At 40.8% G+C, this 24,609-nt stretch carries 28 protein-coding genes; all 28 read right to left on the bottom strand.

The genetic code is table 11. From position 1 onward, the window contains the following. Nucleotides 1-96 precede the first annotated feature (96 nt). Nucleotides 97-891, bottom strand: coding sequence for a phosphatidate cytidylyltransferase (locus DFO72_RS12355; protein WP_113881973.1), 795 nt, complete (start codon nucleotides 889-891; stop codon nucleotides 97-99). 17 nt (nucleotides 892-908) lie between these two features. Continuing rightward, the gene (locus tag DFO72_RS12350; RefSeq protein WP_009330713.1) at nucleotides 909-1,688 is read right to left on the bottom strand and encodes an isoprenyl transferase; all 780 of its coding nucleotides are present in this window, start codon (nucleotides 1,686-1,688) and stop codon (nucleotides 909-911) included. Nucleotides 1,689-2,036: 348 nt separating this feature from the next. Further along, complete coding sequence (frr, locus tag DFO72_RS12345; protein WP_113881972.1) at nucleotides 2,037-2,594, bottom strand: ribosome recycling factor; 558 nt, start codon at nucleotides 2,592-2,594, stop codon at nucleotides 2,037-2,039. After that, nucleotides 2,594-3,319 (bottom strand): UMP kinase, encoded by a 726-nt coding sequence (gene pyrH / locus DFO72_RS12340; protein ID WP_113881971.1) that lies wholly within the window; start codon nucleotides 3,317-3,319, stop codon nucleotides 2,594-2,596. Before pyrH ends, frr begins: the two co-directional genes overlap by 1 nt. A gap of 119 nt (nucleotides 3,320-3,438) precedes the next feature. Then, the gene (tsf, locus tag DFO72_RS12335; RefSeq protein WP_009330719.1) at nucleotides 3,439-4,320 is read right to left on the bottom strand and encodes a translation elongation factor Ts; all 882 of its coding nucleotides are present in this window, start codon (nucleotides 4,318-4,320) and stop codon (nucleotides 3,439-3,441) included. A 190-nt stretch (nucleotides 4,321-4,510) separates the two neighbouring features. Beyond that, nucleotides 4,511-5,212, bottom strand: coding sequence for a 30S ribosomal protein S2 (rpsB, locus tag DFO72_RS12330; protein WP_009330721.1), 702 nt, complete (start codon nucleotides 5,210-5,212; stop codon nucleotides 4,511-4,513). Between the two features lie 147 nt (nucleotides 5,213-5,359). Continuing rightward, a complete protein-coding gene (locus tag DFO72_RS12325; RefSeq protein ID WP_113881970.1) occupies nucleotides 5,360-5,959 on the bottom strand; it encodes a DUF6115 domain-containing protein in 600 nt (199 codons plus the stop codon). 9 nt (nucleotides 5,960-5,968) lie between these two features. Beyond that, nucleotides 5,969-6,280: a hypothetical protein gene (locus DFO72_RS12320; protein ID WP_113881969.1), complete on the bottom strand. Its 312-nt coding sequence runs from the start codon at nucleotides 6,278-6,280 to the stop codon at nucleotides 5,969-5,971. Between the two features lie 6 nt (nucleotides 6,281-6,286). Then, nucleotides 6,287-7,675, bottom strand: a complete 1,389-nt coding sequence (locus tag DFO72_RS12315; RefSeq protein WP_166672471.1) for a DUF342 domain-containing protein — start codon at nucleotides 7,673-7,675, stop codon at nucleotides 6,287-6,289. Between the two features lie 37 nt (nucleotides 7,676-7,712). Further along, complete coding sequence (locus DFO72_RS12310; RefSeq protein ID WP_113881967.1) at nucleotides 7,713-8,468, bottom strand: FliA/WhiG family RNA polymerase sigma factor; 756 nt, start codon at nucleotides 8,466-8,468, stop codon at nucleotides 7,713-7,715. A 284-nt stretch (nucleotides 8,469-8,752) separates the two neighbouring features. Then, nucleotides 8,753-9,250 (bottom strand): chemotaxis protein CheD, encoded by a 498-nt coding sequence (locus tag DFO72_RS12305; RefSeq protein WP_113881966.1) that lies wholly within the window; start codon nucleotides 9,248-9,250, stop codon nucleotides 8,753-8,755. Next, nucleotides 9,243-9,884 (bottom strand): chemotaxis protein CheC, encoded by a 642-nt coding sequence (locus DFO72_RS12300; RefSeq protein ID WP_113881965.1) that lies wholly within the window; start codon nucleotides 9,882-9,884, stop codon nucleotides 9,243-9,245. Before DFO72_RS12300 ends, DFO72_RS12305 begins: the two co-directional genes overlap by 8 nt. Then, entirely contained in the window at nucleotides 9,881-10,357 is a 477-nt protein-coding gene (locus DFO72_RS12295; protein WP_113881964.1) for a chemotaxis protein CheW, read from the bottom strand. Before DFO72_RS12295 ends, DFO72_RS12300 begins: the two co-directional genes overlap by 4 nt. A 33-nt stretch (nucleotides 10,358-10,390) precedes the next feature. Next, on the bottom strand, nucleotides 10,391-12,427 hold the full coding sequence (locus tag DFO72_RS12290) for a chemotaxis protein CheA (protein ID WP_113881963.1): 2,037 nt from the start codon (nucleotides 12,425-12,427) through the stop codon (nucleotides 10,391-10,393). Nucleotides 12,428-12,446: 19 nt separating this feature from the next. Continuing rightward, the gene (locus DFO72_RS12285; protein WP_113881962.1) at nucleotides 12,447-13,544 is read right to left on the bottom strand and encodes a protein-glutamate methylesterase/protein-glutamine glutaminase; all 1,098 of its coding nucleotides are present in this window, start codon (nucleotides 13,542-13,544) and stop codon (nucleotides 12,447-12,449) included. A 6-nt stretch (nucleotides 13,545-13,550) separates the two neighbouring features. Further along, nucleotides 13,551-14,423 (bottom strand): MinD/ParA family protein, encoded by an 873-nt coding sequence (locus DFO72_RS12280; RefSeq protein ID WP_113881961.1) that lies wholly within the window; start codon nucleotides 14,421-14,423, stop codon nucleotides 13,551-13,553. Continuing rightward, complete coding sequence (gene flhF / locus DFO72_RS12275) at nucleotides 14,420-15,568, bottom strand: flagellar biosynthesis protein FlhF (protein WP_113881960.1); 1,149 nt, start codon at nucleotides 15,566-15,568, stop codon at nucleotides 14,420-14,422. The genes DFO72_RS12280 and flhF overlap by 4 nt, the downstream gene beginning before the upstream one ends. Further along, complete coding sequence (gene flhA / locus DFO72_RS12270; RefSeq protein WP_113881959.1) at nucleotides 15,565-17,601, bottom strand: flagellar biosynthesis protein FlhA; 2,037 nt, start codon at nucleotides 17,599-17,601, stop codon at nucleotides 15,565-15,567. The genes flhF and flhA overlap by 4 nt, the downstream gene beginning before the upstream one ends. A 90-nt stretch (nucleotides 17,602-17,691) precedes the next feature. Next, nucleotides 17,692-18,777 carry a flagellar biosynthesis protein FlhB gene (gene flhB / locus DFO72_RS12265; protein ID WP_113881958.1) on the bottom strand — a complete coding sequence of 362 codons (1,086 nt, stop codon included), beginning with the start codon at nucleotides 18,775-18,777 and terminating at the stop codon, nucleotides 17,692-17,694. Nucleotide 18,778: 1 nt separating this feature from the next. Further along, nucleotides 18,779-19,555, bottom strand: a complete 777-nt coding sequence (fliR, locus tag DFO72_RS12260) for a flagellar biosynthetic protein FliR (RefSeq protein ID WP_113882148.1) — start codon at nucleotides 19,553-19,555, stop codon at nucleotides 18,779-18,781. A gap of 4 nt (nucleotides 19,556-19,559) precedes the next feature. Next, a complete protein-coding gene (fliQ, locus tag DFO72_RS12255; protein WP_009330744.1) occupies nucleotides 19,560-19,829 on the bottom strand; it encodes a flagellar biosynthesis protein FliQ in 270 nt (89 codons plus the stop codon). Nucleotides 19,830-19,846: 17 nt separating this feature from the next. Beyond that, the gene (gene fliP, locus DFO72_RS12250; RefSeq protein ID WP_113881957.1) at nucleotides 19,847-20,512 is read right to left on the bottom strand and encodes a flagellar type III secretion system pore protein FliP; all 666 of its coding nucleotides are present in this window, start codon (nucleotides 20,510-20,512) and stop codon (nucleotides 19,847-19,849) included. Then, nucleotides 20,505-21,191 (bottom strand): flagellar biosynthetic protein FliO, encoded by a 687-nt coding sequence (locus DFO72_RS12245; protein ID WP_113881956.1) that lies wholly within the window; start codon nucleotides 21,189-21,191, stop codon nucleotides 20,505-20,507. The genes fliP and DFO72_RS12245 overlap by 8 nt, the downstream gene beginning before the upstream one ends. A 26-nt stretch (nucleotides 21,192-21,217) precedes the next feature. Next, a complete protein-coding gene (locus DFO72_RS12240) occupies nucleotides 21,218-21,580 on the bottom strand; it encodes a response regulator (protein ID WP_113881955.1) in 363 nt (120 codons plus the stop codon). A gap of 18 nt (nucleotides 21,581-21,598) precedes the next feature. Continuing rightward, entirely contained in the window at nucleotides 21,599-22,897 is a 1,299-nt protein-coding gene (fliY, locus tag DFO72_RS12235; protein ID WP_113881954.1) for a flagellar motor switch phosphatase FliY, read from the bottom strand. After that, on the bottom strand, nucleotides 22,887-23,885 hold the full coding sequence (gene fliM, locus DFO72_RS12230; protein WP_113881953.1) for a flagellar motor switch protein FliM: 999 nt from the start codon (nucleotides 23,883-23,885) through the stop codon (nucleotides 22,887-22,889). The genes fliY and fliM overlap by 11 nt, the downstream gene beginning before the upstream one ends. A 40-nt stretch (nucleotides 23,886-23,925) precedes the next feature. Then, a complete protein-coding gene (fliL, locus tag DFO72_RS12225; RefSeq protein WP_113881952.1) occupies nucleotides 23,926-24,354 on the bottom strand; it encodes a flagellar basal body-associated protein FliL in 429 nt (142 codons plus the stop codon). Next, nucleotides 24,341-24,565 (bottom strand): flagellar FlbD family protein, encoded by a 225-nt coding sequence (locus DFO72_RS12220; RefSeq protein ID WP_113881951.1) that lies wholly within the window; start codon nucleotides 24,563-24,565, stop codon nucleotides 24,341-24,343. The genes fliL and DFO72_RS12220 overlap by 14 nt, the downstream gene beginning before the upstream one ends. Between the last annotated feature and the right edge of the window lie 44 nt (nucleotides 24,566-24,609).

Genomic DNA, 24,609 nt, shown 5'->3' with positions numbered 1-24,609 from the left:
CCACCCCCTAATATCGGTTTAATACCACTAGGGGACAGGCGCTGGAGCTAGACAGTTATCTATTATTCAAATGTGCACTATTCTTTGGCCATCAGCTTACAGCAAGTGAAAAAAGTGGAGCAATGGCAGGACAAATAATAAGCTGTCAAAGCGGTCCAGAATCCCGCCATGACCAGGCAGAATATTTCCAGAGTCTTTTACATTATAATGACGCTTTAATGCTGATTCCACTAAATCCCCTATTTGCCCGAACACTGACAAGATTGCTGTAATCACTAATAATCCCAGCATGGACTCATCAATATCTGTGAAGAGTATAAATAATGCCGCCACGGCAAGAGCACAGACTACACCACCAATTGACCCTTCCACAGTCTTATTCGGGCTGATTTCAGGCCAAAGCTTTTTCTTCCCCATTGCTTTCCCTATGAAGTAGGCACCTGAATCTGTTGCCCAAATAAGAAATAATGCAAAAAAGAGATATGTCAGACCCTGATCTGCGAAGCGGGTCTCCATAAAATAGTAAAACCCAATGCCAACATATAAAGTAGACATAATCGAAAAAGCCACATCATCAAAATTAAATTTATTTTTTGCTGCAACAGTATACGTTAGGAAAAGAAGTACCCCAAAAAGAGCTACCTCAATTTTTGTATAATTCAAATCATCCAGGATTGACTGAAATTCTTTAGGCAAAAGGAAAATCCACAATAATAGTAAAGAAATAATGCCTGGAATCGAGAATAAACTTAAATTCCTCATTTTCAATAATTCATAAAGTGCAATTGATGCCAGCAAGTATGCCAGGATGATGATTGGCATGCCTCCATATATAATGACTGGCAGGAGGACTGCACCAAATATAATTGCTGTGATAATACGCTGCTTCATTCAATTTTTCAACACCTTTATTGTACTCCCCCAAAACGCCTTTGGCGGCTTTGGAATACTTCGATTGCTTCGAGCATTTGCTCTTCATTAAAATCCGGCCACAATACATCCGTAAACCAGAATTCTGTATAAGCAAGCTGCCAAAGCATAAAATTGCTTAATCTGATTTCACCACTTGTACGAATCAGCAGATCAGGATCCTGCAGTCCGCCCGTCATGAGGTAGGATGAGAATTTTTCTTCATTCAATTCATTTTCATCCATTATACCACTTTTGCAATCATTTAAGACATGCTTGACAGCTTCTAGTATTTCGGCTCTGCTTCCATAATTAAGTGCAAAGTTCAACACCAGGCCCGTGTTATTTTTTGTCTCTTCCATCGCTTTGGAAACTGCATTTCTGGTATGAGCAGGCAAGTGATCAAAATAACCAATCATTCTTACTTGCACATTCTCTTCTACCAGCTCTGGCAGGAAAGTTCCCAGAAATTCCTCAGGCAGTTTCATAAGAAAGTCCACTTCCATTTTTGGCCTTTTCCAATTTTCAGTAGAGAATGCATATAGAGTTAAGGTCTTTACTCCAATATCGCTTGCAAATCTAGTGATTTTTCGGACAACCTTCATTCCCTCATGATGGCCGGCAACTCTTGGAAGAGCTCTTTTTTTTGCCCATCTTCCATTTCCATCCATAATGATGGCCACATGCTCAGGAATTTGCAATTCTTTTATTTTTTCAACTCTCTCTCGGAGATCGGAAGAACTGTTTTGGGACTTCCATAACTTCATTTTATCAAACATAAGTCTGCTCCTTTAAAATAGGTTAATCCTCCGATAAAAGATAAGTGAAACTTCAATCAGCAGGGGCTTTATCCCAGATGATTGATAGCTGATATTCATTCATAGTATCTTTTAGAGATTATTCTAATGGTAAATTATGATATTGCCTCTTTCCGCATGATAATATCATACCAAAAATAAAAAAATATATCTCTAAAAAAGTATGTTACCAGAAACTAAATTCAGGATAGGAATACTGGCTTCTATGCATATTTCAGCGAAGTCAGCGTGCAAATACACAATCTGTTTATGCAGCTCCCAAAGAGTAAAAGAACCCCCTATTGATAGAGGGTTCTCAGTATAGAGTCATTAAACTGCAAGAATTTCTTTCTCTTTTTCTTTTGTTAATTCGTCAATCTTACTGATGTGATCATCAGTAAGTTTTTGAATGTCATCAGAAAAACCGCGAAGGTCATCTTCTGTAATATCTCCATTTTTTTCAAGCTTTTTAAGGTCATCATTGGCATCGCGGCGAACATTGCGGATAGCAACTTTTGCGTCTTCCGATTCTTTTTTGACAACCTTCACGAGCTCTCTGCGGCGTTCTTCAGTAAGCTGAGGAATAGCCAATCTGATAACACTGCCGTCATTAGACGGATTTAAGCCGATATCAGATTTAAGGATGGCTTTTTCAATTTCTCCAAGAATGGATTTGTCATAAGGAGTAACGACTAAAAGGCGCGCTTCTGGAGCAGACACCCCGGCTAGCTGATTTACAGGAGTCGGCGCACCATAGTAATCAACAGTAATGCGATCAAGCAATGAAGCATTTGCTTTACCTGCTCGGATGCTCGCAAGCTCCCTTGTGTAAGCTGAAATTGCTTTGGTCATTCTTTCTTTTGCATCTGCAATAACTTGTTTCGGCATTATTTTTTCCCCCTGACGATTGTTCCGATTGTTTCACCCATTACGGCGCGGTTAATATTGCCTTTTTCCATAATTGAGAACACAATTAATGGAATGTTGTTATCCATGCATAAAGATGAAGCTGTAGAATCCATGACAGCCAATCCTTCTTTCAAAACATCAAGATAGGAAAGCTCATCATATTTTTTAGCATTTTTATCAATGCGAGGGTCAGCTGAATAGACGCCATCCACATTGTTTTTCGCCATAAGAATTACTTCTGCTTCAATTTCCGCAGCTCGCAATGCTGCAGTTGTATCAGTAGAGAAGTAAGGATTTCCGGTTCCTGCAGCAAAGATCACAACCCGCTTTTTCTCAAGATGGCGGATGGCTCTTCTGCGGATGTACGGCTCAGCGACCTGCCTCATCTCTATTGAGGTTTGAACTCTAGTCTCCACACCGAGATTCTCGAGGCTATCCTGCAGCGCCAATGAGTTCATGACAGTAGCAAGCATTCCCATATAGTCGGCATTTGCCCTGTCCATACCCATTTCTTCTCCGATCTTTCCGCGCCAGATGTTTCCGCCGCCGACAACGACAGCAACCTCAACATCTAATGCGGCCAGATCCTTAACTTGTGCAGCAATTGATTTAATCACTGAAGGATTAATTCCGAAACCTTGCTCTCCTGCTAAAGCTTCTCCACTTAATTTCAAGACCACGCGTTTGTATTTAGGGCTGCTCATAAGAACCTCCATATGTAGTATAAAAACTCACCATTGCTTTTTAATTTTATCTCATTCTTGAAAAACAGGGAACACAAAGTGTTCCCTGAATCATAGCTGAATTAATTAATATTTAAAAATTACTTCTTAACTTGGTTCATTACTTCTTCAGCAAAGTTGTCTTCACGCTTTTCAATGCCTTCTCCAACTTCGTAGCGAACGAACTCACGGATTTTTCCGCCTTTAGATTCAACGAATTTGCCTACCTTTTGATCAGGGTTTTTAACAAAAGCCTGGTCGTTTACGCACACATCTTCGAAATATTTGCCAAGGCGTCCTTCAACCATCTTAGCAACGATATTCTCAGGCTTGCCTTCGTTAAGAGCTTGCTGAGTCAATACTTGACGCTCGCGCTCTACCTCATCCTGTGATACTTCATCACGAGATACATATTTAGGGTTTAGGGCAGCAATATGCATTGCAACATCTTTCGCTGCATCTTCGTCAGTTGTTCCTTCAAGAACTGTTAGCACACCAATGCGTCCGCCCATGTGAAGGTAAGCACCGAAAGCATCGCTGTCAGTTTTTGTTTTGATTTCGAAGCGGCGAAGAGAAAGCTTTTCTCCGATTTTAGCAATCGCACTGTTGATGTGAGATTCTAGAGTTGCACCGTTTGCCATTGTCTGGCCAGCAGCTTCTTCAACAGAAGCCGGCTTTACAGAAAGCAAATGTTCTGCGATTTCTTTAACAAGAGTTTGGAACCCTTCGTTCTTAGCAACGAAATCTGTTTCAGAGTTTACTTCAAGGATAACAGCTTCGTTTCCGTCTACTTTAACAGAAGTAAGACCTTCTGCAGCAATACGGTCACCTTTCTTAGCAGCTTTAGCGATTCCTTTTTCACGAAGGAAGTCGATTGCTTTTTCCATATCACCTTCAGTTTCCTGAAGTGCTTTTTTACAGTCCATCATGCCTGCGCCTGTTTTTTCACGAAGTTCTTTAACCATTTGAGCAGTAATTGCCATTATGAGATCCTCCTTAATGAGTTATGTAATAATATCTTTACCATTTAAAGCTGTATAGAAAACTAAACATTGCCTTTTCTTTAAAAAAAGGTGATAAAGGGTGCTCCCTCTTATCACCTTCTTTTAAATCAAGAAAAAAGCACCTTAGAGCAGTAGAGCTCCAGCGCTCCAAGGCGCCTCCGCTTTTCTATTAAGCAGTTGTAACTTCTTCGCCTTGTTTAGCTTCAAGGATAGCATCTGCCATTTTGCCTGTTAACAATTTAACAGCGCGGATAGCATCGTCGTTTGCAGGAATTACAACATCAATTTCATCCGGGTCACAGTTAGTGTCAACGATACCAACGATAGGGATGTTTAATTTATGTGCTTCTGCAACAGCAATGCGCTCTTTGCGCGGGTCAATAATGAATAGAGCATCTGGAAGGCTCTTCATGTCTTTGATTCCGCCTAAGAACTTCTCTAAGCGCTCTTGCTCTTTCTTCAATTGAACAACTTCTTTTTTAGGAAGAACTTCGAAAGTTCCGTCTTCAGACATTCTTTCGATATCCTTTAAACGCGCAATACGCTTTTGGATTGTTTCAAAGTTTGTTAAAGTTCCGCCCAACCAGCGCTGGTTCACATAGAACATACCAGAACGGATTGCTTCTTCTTTAACAGAATCTTGAGCTTGTTTCTTAGTTCCTACGAAAAGGATTGTACCGCCGTTTCCAGCAAGCTCCTTAACGAAGTTATAAGCTTCTTCTACCTTCTTAACAGTCTTTTGAAGGTCGATGATGTAGATGCCGTTACGCTCAGTGAAGATATATTTCTTCATCTTAGGGTTCCAGCGGCGAGTCTGGTGTCCGAAGTGTACACCAGCTTCAAGCAATTGCTTCATTGAAATTACTGACATTTGTGTTTCCTCCTAATGGTTTTTATTTCCTCCGCCCATATCATTTTCAGCCGGCAACTGCATTTGAACAGCACCATCCGGCTAAATCCATAAGCGTGTGTATTAACACCATTTGTTAATATAGCATAAGTGTTTTTCACAATCAAGCTATTCTTGCTGATTTTGACGAAATTTAAGCATTAACTCGATTTCTGTCTTCCCTTTTCCTAATTTTTTTGCAATATCCTCCACATTCAGTCCCTGTTTTTTCATCATAAACACTTGATCTTCTATTGATAAGGTGTTCTCTGCTTTAGCACTCTGACTGCTATCTGATTGCGTTAGAGATTCAGTTTCCTTTAAAGATACTAAACCTTCTGGTTCATTCATCTCTTCCTCTGAAGCCCTTAAATTCTTTTTGTATGCTTTAGATGCCTGGTAGACGGATGTTCTGGCAAATCGCAATGATTTCTCATCAGAATCAGCTGTATTTTCAGCATTTTTTCTTTCCGTATTTAGCCGGATACTTTTTTCTTTTTCAGATGATTGATTTTTAGCATTTATCTGCGAAAATTTGTTAATAAAGTCATCGTTTTCTTCCTTCATTTGAATAAGGTAAGAAGATATGACGTCTTCCATTTCAACAAGCACTTTTTCCTGGTTTTTCTCTGCTTCCATTAACTTATTCTGACGCAGAAACAGCAAAATAATGGCTAAAAACGCTACAATATTCAGCAGCAGGCTAATAGCTAATAGAAAAGCTGTCATGATATCCCTCTATCCGCTGTAGTCAATAACCTTCCCTTTGTACGGATGGTTCTGTTTGTCATTGCTTTCTTTTTTCTGATTTTCTTTCCGATCATGTCCACCGGCCTCTTTTTGGCTTTCGCTGTCATCATTGCCAAGGTTGACATTTTGTTTTTGCTCATGTTTGATCACGGTCTTCCGCTGCTTCTCAGCATTTTCCCGTGTACTCTCGGCAGCAAACCCGCTGATTGTCTGTCCCCTCTGCTGAAGCTGTTCCTGGATTTTACCTGCGTCAAACGTTCTCGGCAATGCTATCTGCAGTTCTATTGATTTTAAACTCATCCCGGATCACTTCCTTAATAAAGGATCGTCTCTCCCTGCTTCTAAAGGATTACTTCTTATTTCTCCCTTTGAAAAATGGAACTTTAAAGATTTGACTGTCTGGCGAATCACTTTTGAATATTTTCCAAAATGCATAGAAGTGTTTGGATAGACTTTCCCATAAATAACGATCGAAGCTTTCATTTTCTCATCTTTTTCTTTTTCCAGTTCGGAAAGCTCTTCATTTATTTTGGTCAATTTAACCTGCAAATGAGCTTTTGTGGCCCTTTGTTTAAGAATAATGATTCTTTGTTCTTCCGACAGCTTTCCTGTAAGTCTTGCCATTTCTGTCAGTCTTTCATCAATACTATCCAGTTTTTTGATTGTTTCCTGCAGTTTGGCTGATTGGTTTAGGAGATCTTTTTCGGCCTTATCCAAATTGGAGACCATACCTGCAAAAAGCTCCGTTTTAGTAAATAGGTGATTGCCCAGCTCTTTAATCTCTATATCAGAGCCGGATAGAAGCTTACCTCCGATGACCAATGCGCCGCTTGACCTGATCGCTCCGCCAGCATGAACATAACTGTGGAGGATTGATTTTGCTATAATTACGTCCTGTTCAGCCTTCACTTTTGCCTGATTTAGATAAGCTGCCTGAACAGAGCCTCCCGATATAACCGAACCCTTATGACTGCCGGAGATTCCGCCAGAAATAAGGACATTGCCATCCGCCTGCAGGAAAGACCCTTCCACCAGACCGGTAACAATGATGTCTCCTCCAGATTTAATTTCATAACCGGCAGGAACATTCCCGCGTATCATAACATTCCCCACAAAATTTATATTCCCTGTTTTTAAGTCAAGGTCGCCGTTCACTTCAAACACCGGATTTACAGAGATGCTTTCTGGTGTAAAACTAACCTGACCGTCCAATAGCGAATAATATTTGCCGCCATTTACTAATACATTCTTTCCTGCTTTGACTCTTAAAGGTTTTCCATTCTTTGCTGGTATGGACTCTCCTAATATATCTTTACCAGGAGCACCCGGGGTAGAAGGAATAACAGATGCAAGGAGCTGTCCTTGTTTAACAGACGGAATATGGAGAACATCTCTAAAATTAAAACCCTTTCTCCTCGTTTGCTGGTTAAAAGTGACTTCATTTAACAGATATGCATCACTGCCATTTTCTGCAGGAACTCCTTTTGCTAATAGAATGGGATATTCTACTGAGAAAGGATCTCTGCAGATTCTCTGGATTACTTCTTCGCTCACACCAAATGTGATTTTTTCGTCAGCAAGCAGTTTGTACAAATCTTCAGGGTGGACGGCTCTATCCAGCTTATTAATATCTGACGGCTGAATCAATGCAGCTAAACGTTGACCATCGACTAAAATTTGAAATTGGTTTTCCATGCTGATTCCTTTCTGTGCAGAAAGAAATGACATTAGATTATATTGCTTTTTCCAGCAGCTGCCTAAGCTTAAAAATTGACTTTGAATGAATTTGAGAAATACGGGAGGTAGATAGGCCCATTACTTCGCCAATTTCTGTCAGTGTTAATTCTTCTTTATAAAATAAACTTAGCACCAGCTGCTCTTTTTCATTTAATTGTAAGATTTTTTCAGCCATTTCTTCCAAAATTTCATTCTTTAATACCTTTTCTTCTGGAATCATTGCTTTTTCATCCTTAATGGAGTAACTGCCATCCTTTTCTTCAGCATCGGGCTGTTCATCAATTGAAAGAATGTTAGCGTAAAAATGTTCGTTCATAACAGAATACACTTCATCTTCCTGCATCTCTGCTTCTTCAGCAATTTCATGCACAGTTGCATTGCGCATCAGCCGCTGCTCCAGCTTCTCAATGGCAGCTTCTATTTTTTTCGCTTTATCCCTCGTACTTCGCGGAAGCCAATCTTCTTTCCTTAATCCATCCAAAATTGCACCGCGAATGCGAAAAGAAGCATATGTATCAAATTTCAAATCTCTTGCAGGATCAAATTTTTCCAGAGCGTCATATAACCCCATTAGCCCCAGGCTTCGAATATCATCTCTTGAAACATTCTTCGGCAGGGTAGCGGATATCCGCTGTACATGATAGCTTACAAGAGGCAAATATTTTTTCACAAGAAAATTTCCCGCTTGAGCATCACGAGAGTCGACCCATTTAGCCCAGTATGTGCTTTCTTCTGTTATCAGGTCTGTCATGGCTATCCTCCTCAAACGTTTCCATTTCTATTTACTATTGTTAGTATATCAAAATGTTTCCTATAAAAATATTAACTACAGTCTTCACCGCTCACTTTTAACTAATCAAGAGGGGACGTGTTCTTCGAAGAAGTTATTGGAGAGATTTATAAATAAGCCGGAGAAAAATCAGCTTTATGGCTGGCGGTGATAATCTTGTAATTTACGGATTTTACTTACAGATTTTTAAAACCGGAATAAAAAAGCTGATTCTCTAAAAACTGCACATACTTTAAAACAGGAGTTTAAATAATCACTTGATCTTTGTTTACAGTCCGAATCATCAATTCGCCTGATTGAGGGTTGAATTCGATTGTTCTGCCGCTGTGGCCCCCAACATCTTCACCTAAAATGGCAATTTTCAAGAATGAAAGTTCCTGTTTTACTGCCTCTACGTTCCTAGGACCAATCCTCATTAAATCACTTCCGGAGGAGTACTTAAACATTTGGGCTCCGCCGGCAATTTTCGCTTTTAATCCTGAAGATCTAGCCCCGCTTTTCGCCAGAAGGCTCACTAAGTCCCTGATTGCAGTATCAGCATACTTAGCTGAATTAAAGCCTGCACCTTTGGCAAGAGAGGAATCAGGCAGCATAATATGTGCAAGCCCGGCAATTTCTGCGCTAAGGTCATAAAGAACCACACCTACACAGGAACCAAGTCCTGATGTCCTGATTAAGCTGGGGGTTTTAACAATATTCATATCTGCAATGCCTACTTTTACAACTTGAAGAAGATTATTCATGATCCGGGACTCCCAAGGCCTTAAAAATGATTTGAAATGATTCAGGGTCAGGAAGCAAAAAAAAGTGGCCATTTACAGCATCCGTATTTTGAACTTCTTCATTTAAAGCTGTATCAATTACGATGGCGTAATCGCTCACCTGTGAGATTTCCAGCAGCCCCGTGCCAATTATTGCTCCCACCATATCAATGCTTAGCATCGGCACAGAGGGAAAAAGTGATAGTTTGGTAAAATCCGATAAAGAAGATAAATAAGAACCTGAGAGAATGTTTCCAAGCTCCTGCAGTGCAGATAGGGCAAGTTCATCATATGGCAATTCATCTGCACGGAAAGGTATGTTTCCAGGCAGTTCTCGAATGAAGATTTCAGCCTGTTCAAGAGGCAGGACAAAAAACATGCTGCCTGGGGCGTCTCCTTCTATCCTCAGAAACACCCCGGCCACTACATTTTCTGCTCCTCCAGCCATATCAATCATTTCATCAAATGAAACAATTTTTACATCTGGTACAGACATATCAATTTTTTTATTGAGAAGCGTTGATAACGCAGTCGCCGCATGCCCTGCTCCAATATTCCCGATTTCTCTAAGAATATCCAATTTCATGCTGCTGATATTCTTGTCTAAAAAATTCATCCTGCTATCCCTTGTCCATCCTGGACTGTCAATTCTTCAGGATTCAGGACTCTTTCCAAATCTATCAGGATAAATAATCGCTTATCGATTTTCGTTACCCCTTTGATAAAATCGGCCTCTTCAGAACCGATTACCTCTGGAGGGGGTTCAATAGATTCAAGGTCCACATCAATGACATCATTTGCAGAATCTACAATCAGCCCAACTTCCATATCATCCAATACCGCGATAATTACTCGTGAATGCTCATTATATTCAGCCTCTTCCAGATTAAATCTGCTTCTGAGACTAATGATTGGCGTCACAACCCCCCGTAAATTGATGACTCCTTTTACAAAACCTGCTGTTCGTGGGACCCGGGTTATATGCTCAACCTTTTCTATTGAACGCACCTGATTAACCGGAATTGCATATTCTTTCTCTTTCAGCTGAAATACAATCAATTTTAAATCTGCGGCTGCCGTCTCAGTCATCCTGTTCACTCCTTTGTAAACGTCAAAATTAAATTATTTAATCAATGCATTACAGTCGACTATCAGTGCGACCTGTCCATCGCCTAAAATTGTTGCACCGGAAATGGCAAACACGCTGGTTAAGTAGTTTCCAAGGGATTTTAAAACCACTTCCTGCTGTCCAATAAAGGAATCTACAACAAGCCCTGCCATCTTTTCCCCTTTTCTGACGATGACAACGGAAATGAATTCTTCTTCAAGATTCTCAGATGGCACCTCAAAAATTTCCTTCAAAGAAAGGAGCGGAACCACTTTTCCTCTGAAATCAATCACCTTTTGATTGTGCGCACTTAAGATGTCTTCCTTTCTGATAATAGCAGTTTCAATAATAGACGATAGAGGGATTGCGTATTTTTCTTTCTCAATCTCAACGAGCATGACTGAAATAATGGATAAAGTTAATGGCAGCTGTATGGAGAAAATCGAACCCTGCCCCACTTTTGAATCTATTGATACTGATCCTCCCAATGACTCGATTGTATTCTTTACAACATCAAGCCCCACACCCCGTCCGGAAACATCTGAGATTTTATCAGCAGTCGAGAAGCCTGAAGCAAAAATCAGTTCATAAGCCTGTTTGTCCGTTAGAGTGGAAGCTGTTTGCTCTGTAATAATGCCGTTTTTCAGTGCTTTCTTTATAACCTTATCTTTGTTTATGCCTGCACCATCGTCTTCTATTTCAATGAACACATGATTGCCGCTGTGATATGCCTTTAATACGACATTTCCTTCTTCGCTCTTTCCATTTTCTTTGCGGACTTCCGGTGTTTCGACCCCATGGTCCAGTGCATTTCGGATTAAATGAACAAGCGGATCGCCAATTTCATCAATAACAGTCCGGTCAAGTTCGGTTTCTGCCCCAACTATTTGGAGATTGATCTTTTTATTTAAATCTCTTGCCAATTGTCTGACCATTCTTGGGAAACGATTAAATACCGTTTCTATTGGGACCATGCGCATATTCAGAATAATATTCTGAAGGTCCCCTGAGATCCTTGACATATGCTCAACCGTTTCATGCAGTTCCTGATTGTTTAATTCCTTAGATATTTGTTCAAGCCGTCCCCTATCAATCACCAGTTCTTCAAACAAATTCATAAGGATATCTAATCTCTCGATATTTACCCTAATCGTTTTATTGCTGACTTGCTTTGCTGCCGGGGCTTTTTTTTCTTCTTTTGGCATATCTGAAGCAGCCTCTTCGGCCACTTCTGCGGCAGGCAGTACAGCTTCTGCCTCTTTAACAGCCTCCTGAGAGCTGTAGTTCCCCATAGATAGCGGCAGCACTTCAATCCTTTCCACTTCCGATACCTTCAAAAGTTTTTGACGGATATCTTCAGGTGTATCTTTAGTAATAATTGTTACGGAAAATTCCTGATCAAATTGCTCTTCTTCAAGCTGCTCAACTGAAGGTGTGGCTTTGATCACTTCCCCGCTCTTCTCAAGAACTTCAAAAACCATGTATACTCTGGCGGCTTTCAGCAGACAATCTGCCCGCAATGCTATTGATATTTCATAGGATTCAAAGCCCTGCTCCTTCGATTGCTGAATAACTGTCAATTCAAAATCATCATATGTACTCTTGATCAGTCCTTGCGGTTCTGCAATTGCTGCTGCCGTTTCGGCTCTCGCTGCAGACTGCGCCGGACTTTCCCCTTTTTCGATCAGCATTAATTTTTCTACAGCTTCGGAAACATCCCTTTTGCCGTCACCGCCTTCTGCAATTGACTGAACCATTGCTTCCAGATCATCAACAGCCAGAAAAACGACATCCAGAATTTCAGCATTCACTTTAATTTTCTGATTTCTGATTGCATCAAGGACATTTTCCATTTGATGGGTTAAATTTGCGAGATCTTCATACCCCATGGTAGCTGACATGCCTTTTAGCGTATGCGCTGATCTGAAGATCTCATTAACTATTTTAATATCTTCAGGATTTTTCTCTAATTCCAGAAGCTGTTCATTGCACGCCTGCAAATGCTCCTTGCTTTCTTCAATAAATACCTCTAAATATTGATTCATCTCCATGTGCCTGCACCCCTCGGCTTTAAACAAATTTCAATATGGATTCTGCTATACGTTCAATATTCTGCACATCATCTGCCAGACCGGACTCAATCACTGCTCTTGGCATTCCAAATACAATCGATGTTTCTTTTGATTCGGCAATAGCCTTTACTTCACCTTTTTTCTTCATTTCCATCAGGCCATTTTTTCCATCTGCACCCATTCCTGTCATGATAACAGCAATTTTTTGAATCCCGCTGATTTCACCTAAGGACTCAAACATCACATCAACTGAAGGCCTGTGTCCGTTCCTTGGCGGTGAATCATCCAGATGAATAACTAGATCCTTGCCTGATCTTGCTGCTGTTAGATGAAAGCCTCCTGGAGCTATGTATGCCGTGCCGTTCAGAAGAATATCCCCTTCCTCGGCTTCCTTTACCGATAAATCTGATAAACCGTTTAATCTGCTGGCCAGCGATTTCGTAAATCCGGCAGGCATATGCTGAACAATCAGTACCGGAGCGTTCAGATTTCCAGGGAGGTCACACAGCACTTTTTGAAGAGCCCGCGGTCCGCCTGTGGAAGTCCCTATGCAAATTAGCTTTCTGGGATTTGAACTCGATATGGAAGCAGAGCGGCTGATCTGCATAGATTGACATAGTTCTATTTTACTATAACTTTGCTGTAGTACGGCAGGTTTTTTTCCAATAGCTGAAAATTTAACCAGCCCTTTTATATTTGCCTTACTCGCCTGCACTATCTTTTCTGTTAATTCAGTTTTTATTTTATGCAGGTCCAATGAAATTGGACCAGATGGTTTCGCAATAAAATCTACTGCACCATATTCCATAGCTGTGAAGGTGTTTTCAGCACCTTCCTTCGTGGTGCTTGAAAGCATCACTACAGGAACGGGCATGGTCTTCATAATAATCTTTAGAGTTTCCAGGCCATTTAGGACCGGCATTTCAACATCCATGGTTACTGCATCAGGATTTAATTCTTTTATCTTCCTTAGACCCTCTTCGCCGTTTCTGGCTGTCCCGACAACTTGAATTCTGTCATCTTCAGAAAGGAAATCCGCAATCAGTTTTCTCATAAAGGCTGAATCATCTACTACAAGCACTTTGACTGTCTTCATGCTGATTCACCCCCTATTAAAAAGAAATTTTTTTAGTTTTAATATAAATTGGGCAGAATGGTGTTCACCAGTATGTCCGATTGGCCTGCCGCCAACTTTCTCAGTCATTTTCCGAATTGCTTTTGAAGCAGCTGAATTCCCTTGATGCAAAATAAAAGGGATTTGCCGTCTAACTGCCTGCTGTATGCTGTGATCATCCGGAATGATTCCTAAGAGGTCAGCCTCCCTCCCTAAAAATCTTGATACGACAGCTGAAATCCTCTTATACGTTTCCTTCCCTTCTCTCTCTCCTTCAGATCGATTAATGACCAAATGAAATGGAATCGTCCCATCCAAAAGGTGTATATGTTTCATTACAGAGTATGCATCAGTGATAGACGTTGGTTCAGGTGTCGTAATAACTGCAATTTCCTGGACTGAGAGTATGAACTTAGCCGATTCCTCTGTAATGCCTGCACCCATATCAAAGATGATATAATCATAGTTTTTGATGAGGTCAGCAAGTTCTTCTGTGAATCTTGAAATTTGCTCATCATCCAGTTTCACAAAATGCGAAAGGCCAGTCCCTCCGCCGATATAGTCAAGTCCAAGAGGACCCTCAGAAATAATATTTTTCAGTGGGATATTCTTTTCTAAAAAGTCAGCAATTGAATAGTTAGCAGACCTTCCCATTAGTATTTCAAGATTCCCCATACCAATATCCAAATCGAATAACAATACCCTGTCGCCAGTTTTGCATAGGGAAATGGAAAAATTCAATGAGAAATTAGATTTCCCTACTCCACCTTTTCCGCTTACAACTGCTATTGTTTTAACTTGATGATTTCGGCTGTCTTCTTCTTTCAGCCTGGCTCTTAGCCTTTCTGCCTGATCGTTCATTTTTTATTCCCCATTAGTTGTTTTACAATAGCCTCTGGCCCTGCCATCAGGATATCATCAGGAACATCCTGTCCATTTGTAATATATGCTGCACCTTTTTTGTATTTATGAATTATGTTGTACATGGAACCATAAGTTGACGTTTCATCTGCCTTTGTAAAGATCAGCTTATCAATGTCTATAATTGAAAACTGATTATAGATCTCTTCCATATCCTTTTGTTTCGAGGTAAGTGAAAGCACTAAAAAGGTTTCCATTTCATTTTCGAAATCAATGACATTCTTTAAATCTTCTACATACTGTTTGTTTCTGAAATTCCGCCCTGCTGTATCAATTAAAACCACGTCATATTCCTTCAGTTTATCGGCTGCCTGTCTGAAATCTTCTATTGTATAGCAAACTTCCAAGGGTATATTCAGGATACTTGCATAGGTTTTTAACTGATCGATCGCAGCTATCCTGTAAGTGTCGGCTGTGATAAATGCAGCCTTTTTTCTATGCTTAATAACACATTCTGCTGCCATTTTCGCCAAAGTAGTTGTTTTTCCAACACCTGTTGGGCCGGCTACATTGATATATTTTTTGCTGAGAGACATACCGCCAAATGGAATATCCTCAATTTGCTTTATAAGTTCATCGTGCAGCCAGTCCTCTATTTCAGAATCCTTAGCATTCGCACCGCACAGGTACCATTTCTCCAGCAATGCTTGAAGAACATGAACCTGAACGGACTTTTCAATTTCCTGTTCATCAAGAATGAACAGGGCTTTTCTTATCGCTTCGGGGTAAATTGAACCTTCCTGCTGTGCACCGGCAAAAGAGGAAATCATCTCTTTCAGGCTGCTTAGCTCTCTAATCAGCTCATCTGAAGTTTTTAAGCTCGAAATTTGAGCTTCTCCTGCATTCCCCCTGTAATGGTCTGAAGGAGCTGGGACCGCTGCCGGCTTTACTGAGGGCTTTTGCTCTAATTCCTGATTCGAGTCCACCGCGGCCATTACTTCAATAATCCTTTTTTTAAAAAAGCCCAGAACCCCGCCGGTATATACTACTCTTGAATTTAGAATTACAGCATCCTTGCCTAGCTCCGTCCGGATTTGCTTCATCGCATCAGGCATCGATGCTGCCATAAACTTTTTTACCTTCAATTAATATTCACCACCCCGACACTCTGAACTTCCGCATTTGCTTCAAGTTCGTTATAGGAAAGAATCGGTATTTGCGGAAAATACCTTTCTGTTAATTGCCTGACATACATTCTGACTGCTGGAGAACAAAGGACAATTGGCGTCTGCTCAATCAGTGAAAGCTGTTCCACCTGCGAAGCAATTGATTCCAGGATATCCTGCGATACTGTTGGGTCCATGGATAAATAATTGCCATGCTCTGTCTGCTGAACACCTTCTGCAACCAATTTCTCGACTTTCCCTGATAGGGTTACGACTTTTATGGAGTCACCCTGCTGTGAAAACTGGTTAGTAATTTGTCTGGCCAAAGCCTGACGGGCATACTCGGTAAGCAGGTCTGTATCACTTGTAGATTTTGCAAAGTCAGCAAGTGTTTCAAAAATAACCGGCAAATTCCGGATTGAAACGTTTTCCCTTAGTAATTTCGCAAGCACCTTTTGAACTTCGCCCACTGACAATGGATTTGGGGTCACCTCTTCAACAAGGATTGGATAGCTTTCCTTGACATGGTCAATCAGCTGTTTTGTTTCCTGGCGGCCTAATAGCTCATGGGCATTGCTTTTTATTACTTCTGTAATATGAGTAGATACAACAGATGGAGGGTCAACGACTGTATAGCCAAATATTTCTGCCTGCTCTTTCATTTCTTCTGTTATCCATTTTGCCGGCAGACCAAATGAAGGCTCAATCGTATCAATACCTTCGATGCTATCATCTTCAATACCAGGACTCATGGCTAAATAATGATCGAGCAGAAGCTCGCCGCGTGCCATTTCATTTCCTTTTATCTTCAGCCTATATTCATTCGGCTGCAGCTGAATATTATCACGTATCCTTACCACAGGTATGACAAGCCCCAATTCGATCGCCAGCTGCCTTCTGATCATCACAATCCTGTCAAGAAGGTCACCGCCCTGATTTGTATCGGCAAGAGGAATTAGCCCATAGCCAAACTCGAATTCAATTGGATCTACATTTAAAAGGTTAACCACACTTTCAGGACTTTTCATTTCATCGGTTTCAATTTCTTCTTCCATCTCCAGCAATTGTTCCTTATCAGGCTGGGGAGTCTTTGCAATCGTGTAACCTCCGAAAATCATTAAGCCGCCAATCGGCAAAGTCAGCAAGAGCCCTATTGGTGTCAGTAAACCTAAAAGAATAATAGTTCCGCCAGTAACATATAACATTTTCGGATAAGCAAACAGCTGGGAAGTAATATCTTTACCAATATTTCCATCAGATGCTGCCCTTGTAACCACAATACCCGTTGCAGTGGAAATTAACAGTGCCGGGATTTGGCTGACAATTCCGTCACCAACTGTAAGCGTCGAGTATTTCATGGCTGCTTCTCCAAAAGGGAGCCCAAGCTGCATCATCCCGATGACCACACCGAACAGAAGGTTGATTAGAGTTATGATGATCCCAGCAATGGCGTCACCTTTAACAAATTTGCTCGCACCATCCATAGAACCGTAAAAATCAGATTCACGGCTGATTTTTTCGCGGCGTTCCCGGGCTTCATGCTCTGAGATCATACCTGCATTCAAGTCTGCATCGATACTCATTTGTTTACCCGGCATCGCGTCGAGTGTAAAACGCGCAGCTACTTCGGAGACCCTCTCAGATCCCTTCGTAATAACGATAAACTGGATAATGATGAGTATTAAAAATACAACAAGACCGACAATGACGTTTCCTCCGGTTACGAAAGAGCCAAATGTTTCAACGACTTTACCAGCTTCCCCTTCTGATAGAATGGACCTTGTCGTAGAAACATTTAACCCCAGCCTGAATAATGTCATTAACAATATTAACGAAGGAAAAATGGAAAATTCGAGCGCTTCCTTCATATTCATGGATGTCAGCAAAACCATTAGTGCAAGCGCAATATTTATAATGATCAGTACACTTAAAAGCCAAGGGGGAAAAGGGATAATTAGCATGGCTACTATTAGAATTACACTCATCAATACTGATAAGTCTCTTAATTGCATCGAAACTCTCTCCTTACAAAAAGCGGAAACGCCTTGGCAGCCCTTCAACAGCTTCCTAAGACCAGCTATTTCTAATAAATATTAATCTGGTTAAATTTTGTTTTGGATTCTGTACACATAGGCTAAAATTTCTGCGACAGCTTTAAAAAATTCCTCAGGGATGGCCTGCCCTATTTCCGCCTGGCTATATAGAGCCCTGGCAAGAGGCCTGTTTTCAACAGCAATCACATCATTTTCCTTTGCGATTAATTTAATCTTTTGGGCAACAAAGTCAACCCCTTTTGCCACTACGATGGGGGCATCACTTTTGGTTTCATCATAGCTCAGAGCTATGGCAAAATGAGTTGGATTGGTAATGACCACATCCGCTTTAGGGACTTCCTGCATCATCCTTCTCATCGCCATTTCCCTCTGCCTCTGTTTAATCTTGGATTTAATTAATGGATCCCCTTCAATATTTTTGTGCTCATCTTTTATATCCTGTTTTGACATTCGGATGTTCTTTTCAAAATCATATTTTTGATATAGATAATCCAGGACCGATAAAAACAGGAGTGCCGCTGAAGCAATTAAACCCATTTGAACGGTCAGGCTGGCAAGTGTGACCATCGCTGTTCCAACCGATTTTTGAGAAAGAATTAATATTTCATCTATTCTTAACCATAAAACAGCAAACGCAGCGACACCCACAAAAGCAATTTTGAGCATCGACTTCAGCAGTTCCACGATCGCTCTCATGGAAAAAATCCGCTTGAATCCTTTTATTGGATCCATTTTCTCTAATTTAGGCTGTATAGCTTCTGTTGAAAAAAGAGTGCCCACCTGCATAAAGTTTGCAGTAATCCCCGCCAGCATAGCAACCAGCATGATGGGACCTAAAAAAAGCACCAATTCTTTTAAGACATCGAGAAAGATTACCTGTATATTCGCCTCTGTCAGCGGCATCATCATATAATCGTTAAATGAGTGCGTAAAAATATATAAGATGATATTCTTCAAATACGATCCGGCAAACAGCAGAAACAGAAACACAGCAAGAAGGACGATGGCTGTATTTACATCCTGGCTTTTTGCTACTTGCCCTTTTTTTCTGGAATCCTGCCTCTTTTTCGGTGTGGCTTTTTCTGTTTTTTCTCCGGAAAAAAGCTGAAGATCTAAAGAGAGCAATAACTTCATTCTAAGAACCTCCCATAAGTTCCATGAGCCCTCTCATTGTCTGCAGCATCGATTCAAACGCAAGGGAAACAGCATACATTAATACGCTCATAACAATGATTAAAACAATAAAACTAACGCCAATTTTCAAAGGAAGGCCAACGACAAAGACATTTAGCTGCGGAACTGTCCTGGCAACAATCCCTAATGCGACATCAACAAGAAATAGACTGCCAACAACAGGAATGGACATCTGAAAGGCAATAACGAACATCGTATTCAGGGCTTTTATGACATATTCCGCCATATCCTCATCCCCAAAAGAAATCCATGCCTGATCCAGAGGGATAAAATGGTAGCTATAGAACACTCCATCAAGCATTAAATGGTGCCCATTGACAGTTAATAGAAAAAAGAGAGCTATCGTATACAAATACTGTCCCATTAATGGACTTTGTGCGCCTGTTTGAGGATCAATCACATTTGCAATGGCAAAACCCATCTGGAAATCAATGAACCCCCCTGCAATTTGAATCGCAGAAAGAATCAAATACGCTATAAATCCTACCATCAGCCCTACTAATGCTTCTTTAATTATTAAAAGAAAATATGTGCCGTCAATTTCAAGCACTGGCACATCCATTCCCAGGAACATTATCCATGCCAGAAAGAAGCCAAGGCCAATTTTATGTGCGGCCGGTATGGATCTGTATGAAAAAAGGGGCATCATTAAAAAGAAAGATGTCACCCTTACAAAAATAAGTAAAAAGGCAGGAAAAGAAGGCAGAAAATCTAACATAGCATCAGCCAACAAACCTGGTCAAATTAGAGAATATTTCATTGGCATAAGAGAGCATATGGCTAAGCATCCATGGCCCAAAGAAAACAACACCTACAAGGACCGCCACGATCTTAGGAATAAATGCCAGCGTCTGTTCCTGAATTTGAGTTGTAGCCTGAAAGATGCTGACAACCAAGCCGACTACGAGTGCCAGAATAAGCAAGGGACCGCAAATCATAAGTACGGTGATAATCCCTCTTTCTGCAATGGATATAACTGTTTCTGGAGTCATTCTGAATGTTCACCTGCTTAAAAGCTTTGTAAAAGAGATTTAACTACTAAATACCAGCCGTCTACAAGTACAAATAATAATATTTTAAACGGCAAAGAAATCATAACCGGAGGAAGCATCATCATCCCCATAGACATTAATACACTGGCTACAACCATGTCGATAACGAGAAATGGAATAAAAATCATAAAACCAATTTGGAAAGCTGTTTTGATCTCACTTATGGCAAATGCCGGAACAAGACTCGTAAGCGGGATATCTTCAATCGAAGATGGCGCTTCCGCTCCGGAATATTCAAGAAATAAAGCCAAATCTTTCTGTCTTGTGTGGGCACTCATAAACTCTTTAAACGGGATCGAAGCTTTTTCATAAGCTTCTTCCAGATTTATTTCTTCATTAAATAAAGGTGTTAAAGCCTGTTCGTTCACTTCTTGCATCGTCGGTGCCATTATAAAAAATGTCAGGAACAAGGACAAGCCGATTAAAACCTGATTTGGCGGCATTTGCTGAGTAGCCAGCGCCGTTCTGACAAAGGAAAGAACAATGACAATCCTTGTGAAGCACGTCATTAAAATTAGAATACTGGGCGCGAGAGACAGTACCGTCAGCAATAAAAAAAGCTTCACAGATGTAGATACATTTTCAGGAGAACTGCTATTAAAAAACTCCATGAATTCATTCATCTTTCTTCTGGCCCTTTCTTTCTAACTCATCAAACAGTTTCTTTCTGCCCTTTTTGATATCATCCAGCTGAATCCCGAGCAGCGAGCTGAAATTGGGGCTGCCTTGCTTGCTTCCTTCTGTTTGCTGTGTTCTTTTCATCACCTTTGTCACAATATCGCTTGGTCGGATAAGCTGTTCCAATTTGTCATTATGCTCATTGATGATTTGACTGTATTCTTCCGAATCGTCTATTTCTTTTAACAGCTGAATATTTTCTCCTACCCCTACTACAAAAATGCGATTTCCCACTTTTATCAGCTGAACTGACCTGTTCGCACCTAAAGCTGTGCCGCCGAGGTTTTCAACTAACTGCGACCTGTTATATACCTTACTTTTTTTGTTAATGAACTTTAGAAGAGCATACAAAAGTCCAATAGTGAAGCCTGTTGCTAAAATCATCTTTATAAAGTCCCAAAAATCAAGACCAATTTTGCCGCTTTTATCCTGCTGAGTCTGCTCTTCCTCTGTCTTTGAATCATTTGATTCCTTTGTTTCCTGCTTCTCGCATTCCTTAGGATTTTCCATACATTCTTTAACACTATTATTTAATTGCTCTGCCTGGGCCAGCGGCTGCACGCCCAGCAGAACAATTGAAAACAACAGCAGCAAAGAAATCACTTTCTTTACATTCAACACCATTTTGCACCCTCTAAAAAGAATAATCACTAGCCCAATGTTTTGCCGATTGCCTCGAGCACTCTATCAGCCTGGAAAGGTTTTACGATAAAATCCTTGGCGCCAGCCTGAATAGCATCAATGACCATTGCCTGCTGGCCCATAGCAGAACACATAATGACTTTTGCACTCGGATTTAATTTTTTGATTTCTTTTAGAGCTGTAATTCCATCCATTTCCGGCATGGTAATATCCATTGTGACAAGATCAGGCTGAGTTTCCCTATATTTTTCAACAGCTTGTGCACCGTCAGCAGCTTCACCCACTACCTCATAGCCATTCTTGGATAAAATATCTTTTATCATCATTCGCATAAAAGCTGCATCATCAACTATTAAAATTTTATGTGCCATTTTAATAACCCCCGCTTATCATCTTAGTTTTTTTATTCGGTCGCTCTGGCTGATAATATCTGTAACCCTCACACCAAAGTTTTCATCAATGACAACCACTTCACCCTGGGCGATTAATCGGTTATTGACCAGAATGTCAACAGGTTCACCTGCCAGTTTATCCAGTTCAATAATCGATCCTGAAGACAGTTCAAGAATTTCCTTAACGGAACGTTTGGTCCTTCCGAGTTCGACCGTTACCTGAAGCGGTATATCCAAAAGCATATCTAAATTCTTTGTTTCATGCTCCTGCATGTGATATGGTTCAAAGCTCGAAAAGGCTGCCGGCTGTACATTCGGCTGCACTCCATTTGCATAAGAGCCTCCAAAATGCTGTGGACCGGATTGCTGAGCCTGGTTTTGAGCCGGTATATAGCTTTGAGGGTTTGATGCCTGATTCATAACCGGCTGTGAATATGCCGGCGGCTCTCCGGAATAACCTGTCTGAATGTAAGGCTGGTCTAATCCGCCTGTGTGTACTTCAGGTTTCTTATCAAACGAAAGCTGGCTTTCCTGATATTCGGGCTGTCCTTGAACTGCTTGCTTCTCTTCAGAAACTGTGTTATCTGCCGGAAGACCCTGACCCGGATTCAATAATTCATTTACTAGGCTTTTGCCAAATTCCAGAGGAAGCAGCTGCATAATATTCGAGTCGATCAGACTTCCTATTTTTAATCGGAATGAAATCCTTATAAGCATGTCATCAGCAGGAACTCGATCAGCACCTTCCCCCTGCGGCAAATCAAGTATATCAATTGCCGGCGGTGAAATATCAACCTTTTTTCCAAAGATGGTTGACATCGAAGTTGCTGCAGAACCCATCATCTGGTTCATTGCCTCCTGAACCGCGCTTAACTGAATTTCACCCATTAGTTCAGCCGGGTTGGTTCCATCTCCCCCAAGCATCAAGTCAGCAATGATAGCTGCATCCGATTGCTGAATTACAAGCAAGTTGCTTCCGAAGAAACCTTCCGTATAATTCACCTGAATTGCTACATAAGGATGTGGGAATTCTTCAGCTAATTTCTGACGCAAAACAACTGAAACAGCTGGAGTTGTGATATCAACTTTCTGATTCAATAATGTAGACAATGCTGTTGCAGAGCTCCCAAATGAGATATTGCCGATTTCCCCTAACGCATCCTGCTCCATATGGGACAGATAATCTTCGGTTTGAAAAAATGCCTCATTATAACTTTCCGTTTCATCGCTGTCATCAGCTGCTCCCCTTAACAGAGCATCAATTTCATCTTGCGAAAGCATATCATCACTCATCATCCTCATCTCCCCCTTTCACAGTGTCTAAAATTTGCACGGCCATTTTTTTGTTCATTTTCCCAGGCTGTCCGATGAATTTAGGAATATTCCCGATTTTTATTGTTAGCGCCTGGTCAATTCCTTGATTTAACTCAATGACATCACCAATATCAAGAGATAAGAAATCCTGAATGGCTATGTCAGAACTGCCGAGTTCACATATGACTGGAACTTCCGCCTTTTGTATATTTCGTTCTAGCCGGGCAATGACCTCCGGCTCCCTTTCCTTTTTATCCGTCTGCATCCAATAATGTACAGACAGCTTGGGAATAATCGGCTCGAGAACGACGTGAGGTATACATATATTAATCATCCCGCTCGTTTCCCCAATAGTCGTGTTTAATGAAATAACGACGACTGTTTCATTAGGCGAGACCATTTGCAGAAATTGCGGATTCACCTCAAAATCAGCCAAAAGCGGATCAATATCCGCGATTGTACTCCAGGCTTCCCTTAGGTTTTCAAATGCCCTTTCAAATGTAGCAGACATGATTTTTGTTTCAATTTCTGTTAAATTGTCAACTTTATTTATGCTGGTCCCCCTGCCGCCCATCAGCCTGTCCATCATGGCATAGGCGACATTTGGATTCACTTCCATAAGAATTCTTCCATCCAGAGGCGGCACTTCAATTACATTTAGTATTGTCATTTTCGGGATGGACCGGATAAATTCCTCATATGGTATCTGATCCGCAGAAGCAACCGATATCTGCACATAGGTCCTCAGCTGGGCAGAAAAAAAGGTGGTTAAGAGCCTGGCAAAATTCTCATGTATTCTTGTTAAACTGCGAATTTGATCTTTAGAAAATCTTAATGCTCTCTTAAAATCATAAACTTTTACTTTTTTCTCCGTTTGTTCTTTTTTCAGTTCATCTGCATCCATTTCTCCGGTAGAGAGAGCCGAGAGCAGCGCATCAATCTCGCTTTGCGATAAAACCTCACCTGACATGAATCCTCACCTCCATCTATTGCAGTTAGTTATTTGGTTATCACTGGAGGAGAGATTCAGTAATGTACACCTGAACGATCTTTCCTTCTTGCATTAAACCGTTAATCTTGGTTTTCAAATCTTCCTGCAGCTTGATTTGGCCTTCTTTCCCCTGTATATCCTCTGCTTTCATTTCAGACAATTCCTGAATGATGAGGTTTTTCACCTGAAAATCTCTTTTCTGCAATTCCTCTTTAGCTTTTTTGTTTTCAGTCTGGATTTTAAAAGAAATCCTGATATAATCATCACTCGCTAAATTAGCTGTAATTTGCGGGATATCAACAGAGGCTTCCAGTACATCATCAATGGTTGGCTCTTTTGTTTCACCATCACCCGAAAATTTCATCACAATCACCAGGGCAATAGCTCCTACAAGTGTGATCGCTACAAGCATCATCAACATTATAATTAACAGCTTATTGTTCTTCATTTTTATTTCCCTCCGCCAGCTGCTGCCCCAGAAGATTAACAGATTGATAGAATCCTAAAATCGATTGCATGACTACAACTTCAGATTCCTTTACAACATACTTCTTTCCATTAGTGAGCGTTATCGTCGTATCTGGAAAAGATTCCACTGTTTCTATGTACAAAGCATTTAATACAAAAGTTTTGCCGTTCAGGCGAGATACTTTAATCAATGTTTTTTCTCAGGGCTAAAGGTTCTTTGCCCTCAGCCCTGACC

It is taken from the genome of Cytobacillus oceanisediminis, assembly GCF_004366035.1.
GTDB lineage: Bacteria > Bacillota > Bacilli > Bacillales > Cytobacillaceae > Cytobacillus > Cytobacillus oceanisediminis_C.
This window is presented reverse-complemented; position numbering and strand designations above follow the sequence as displayed.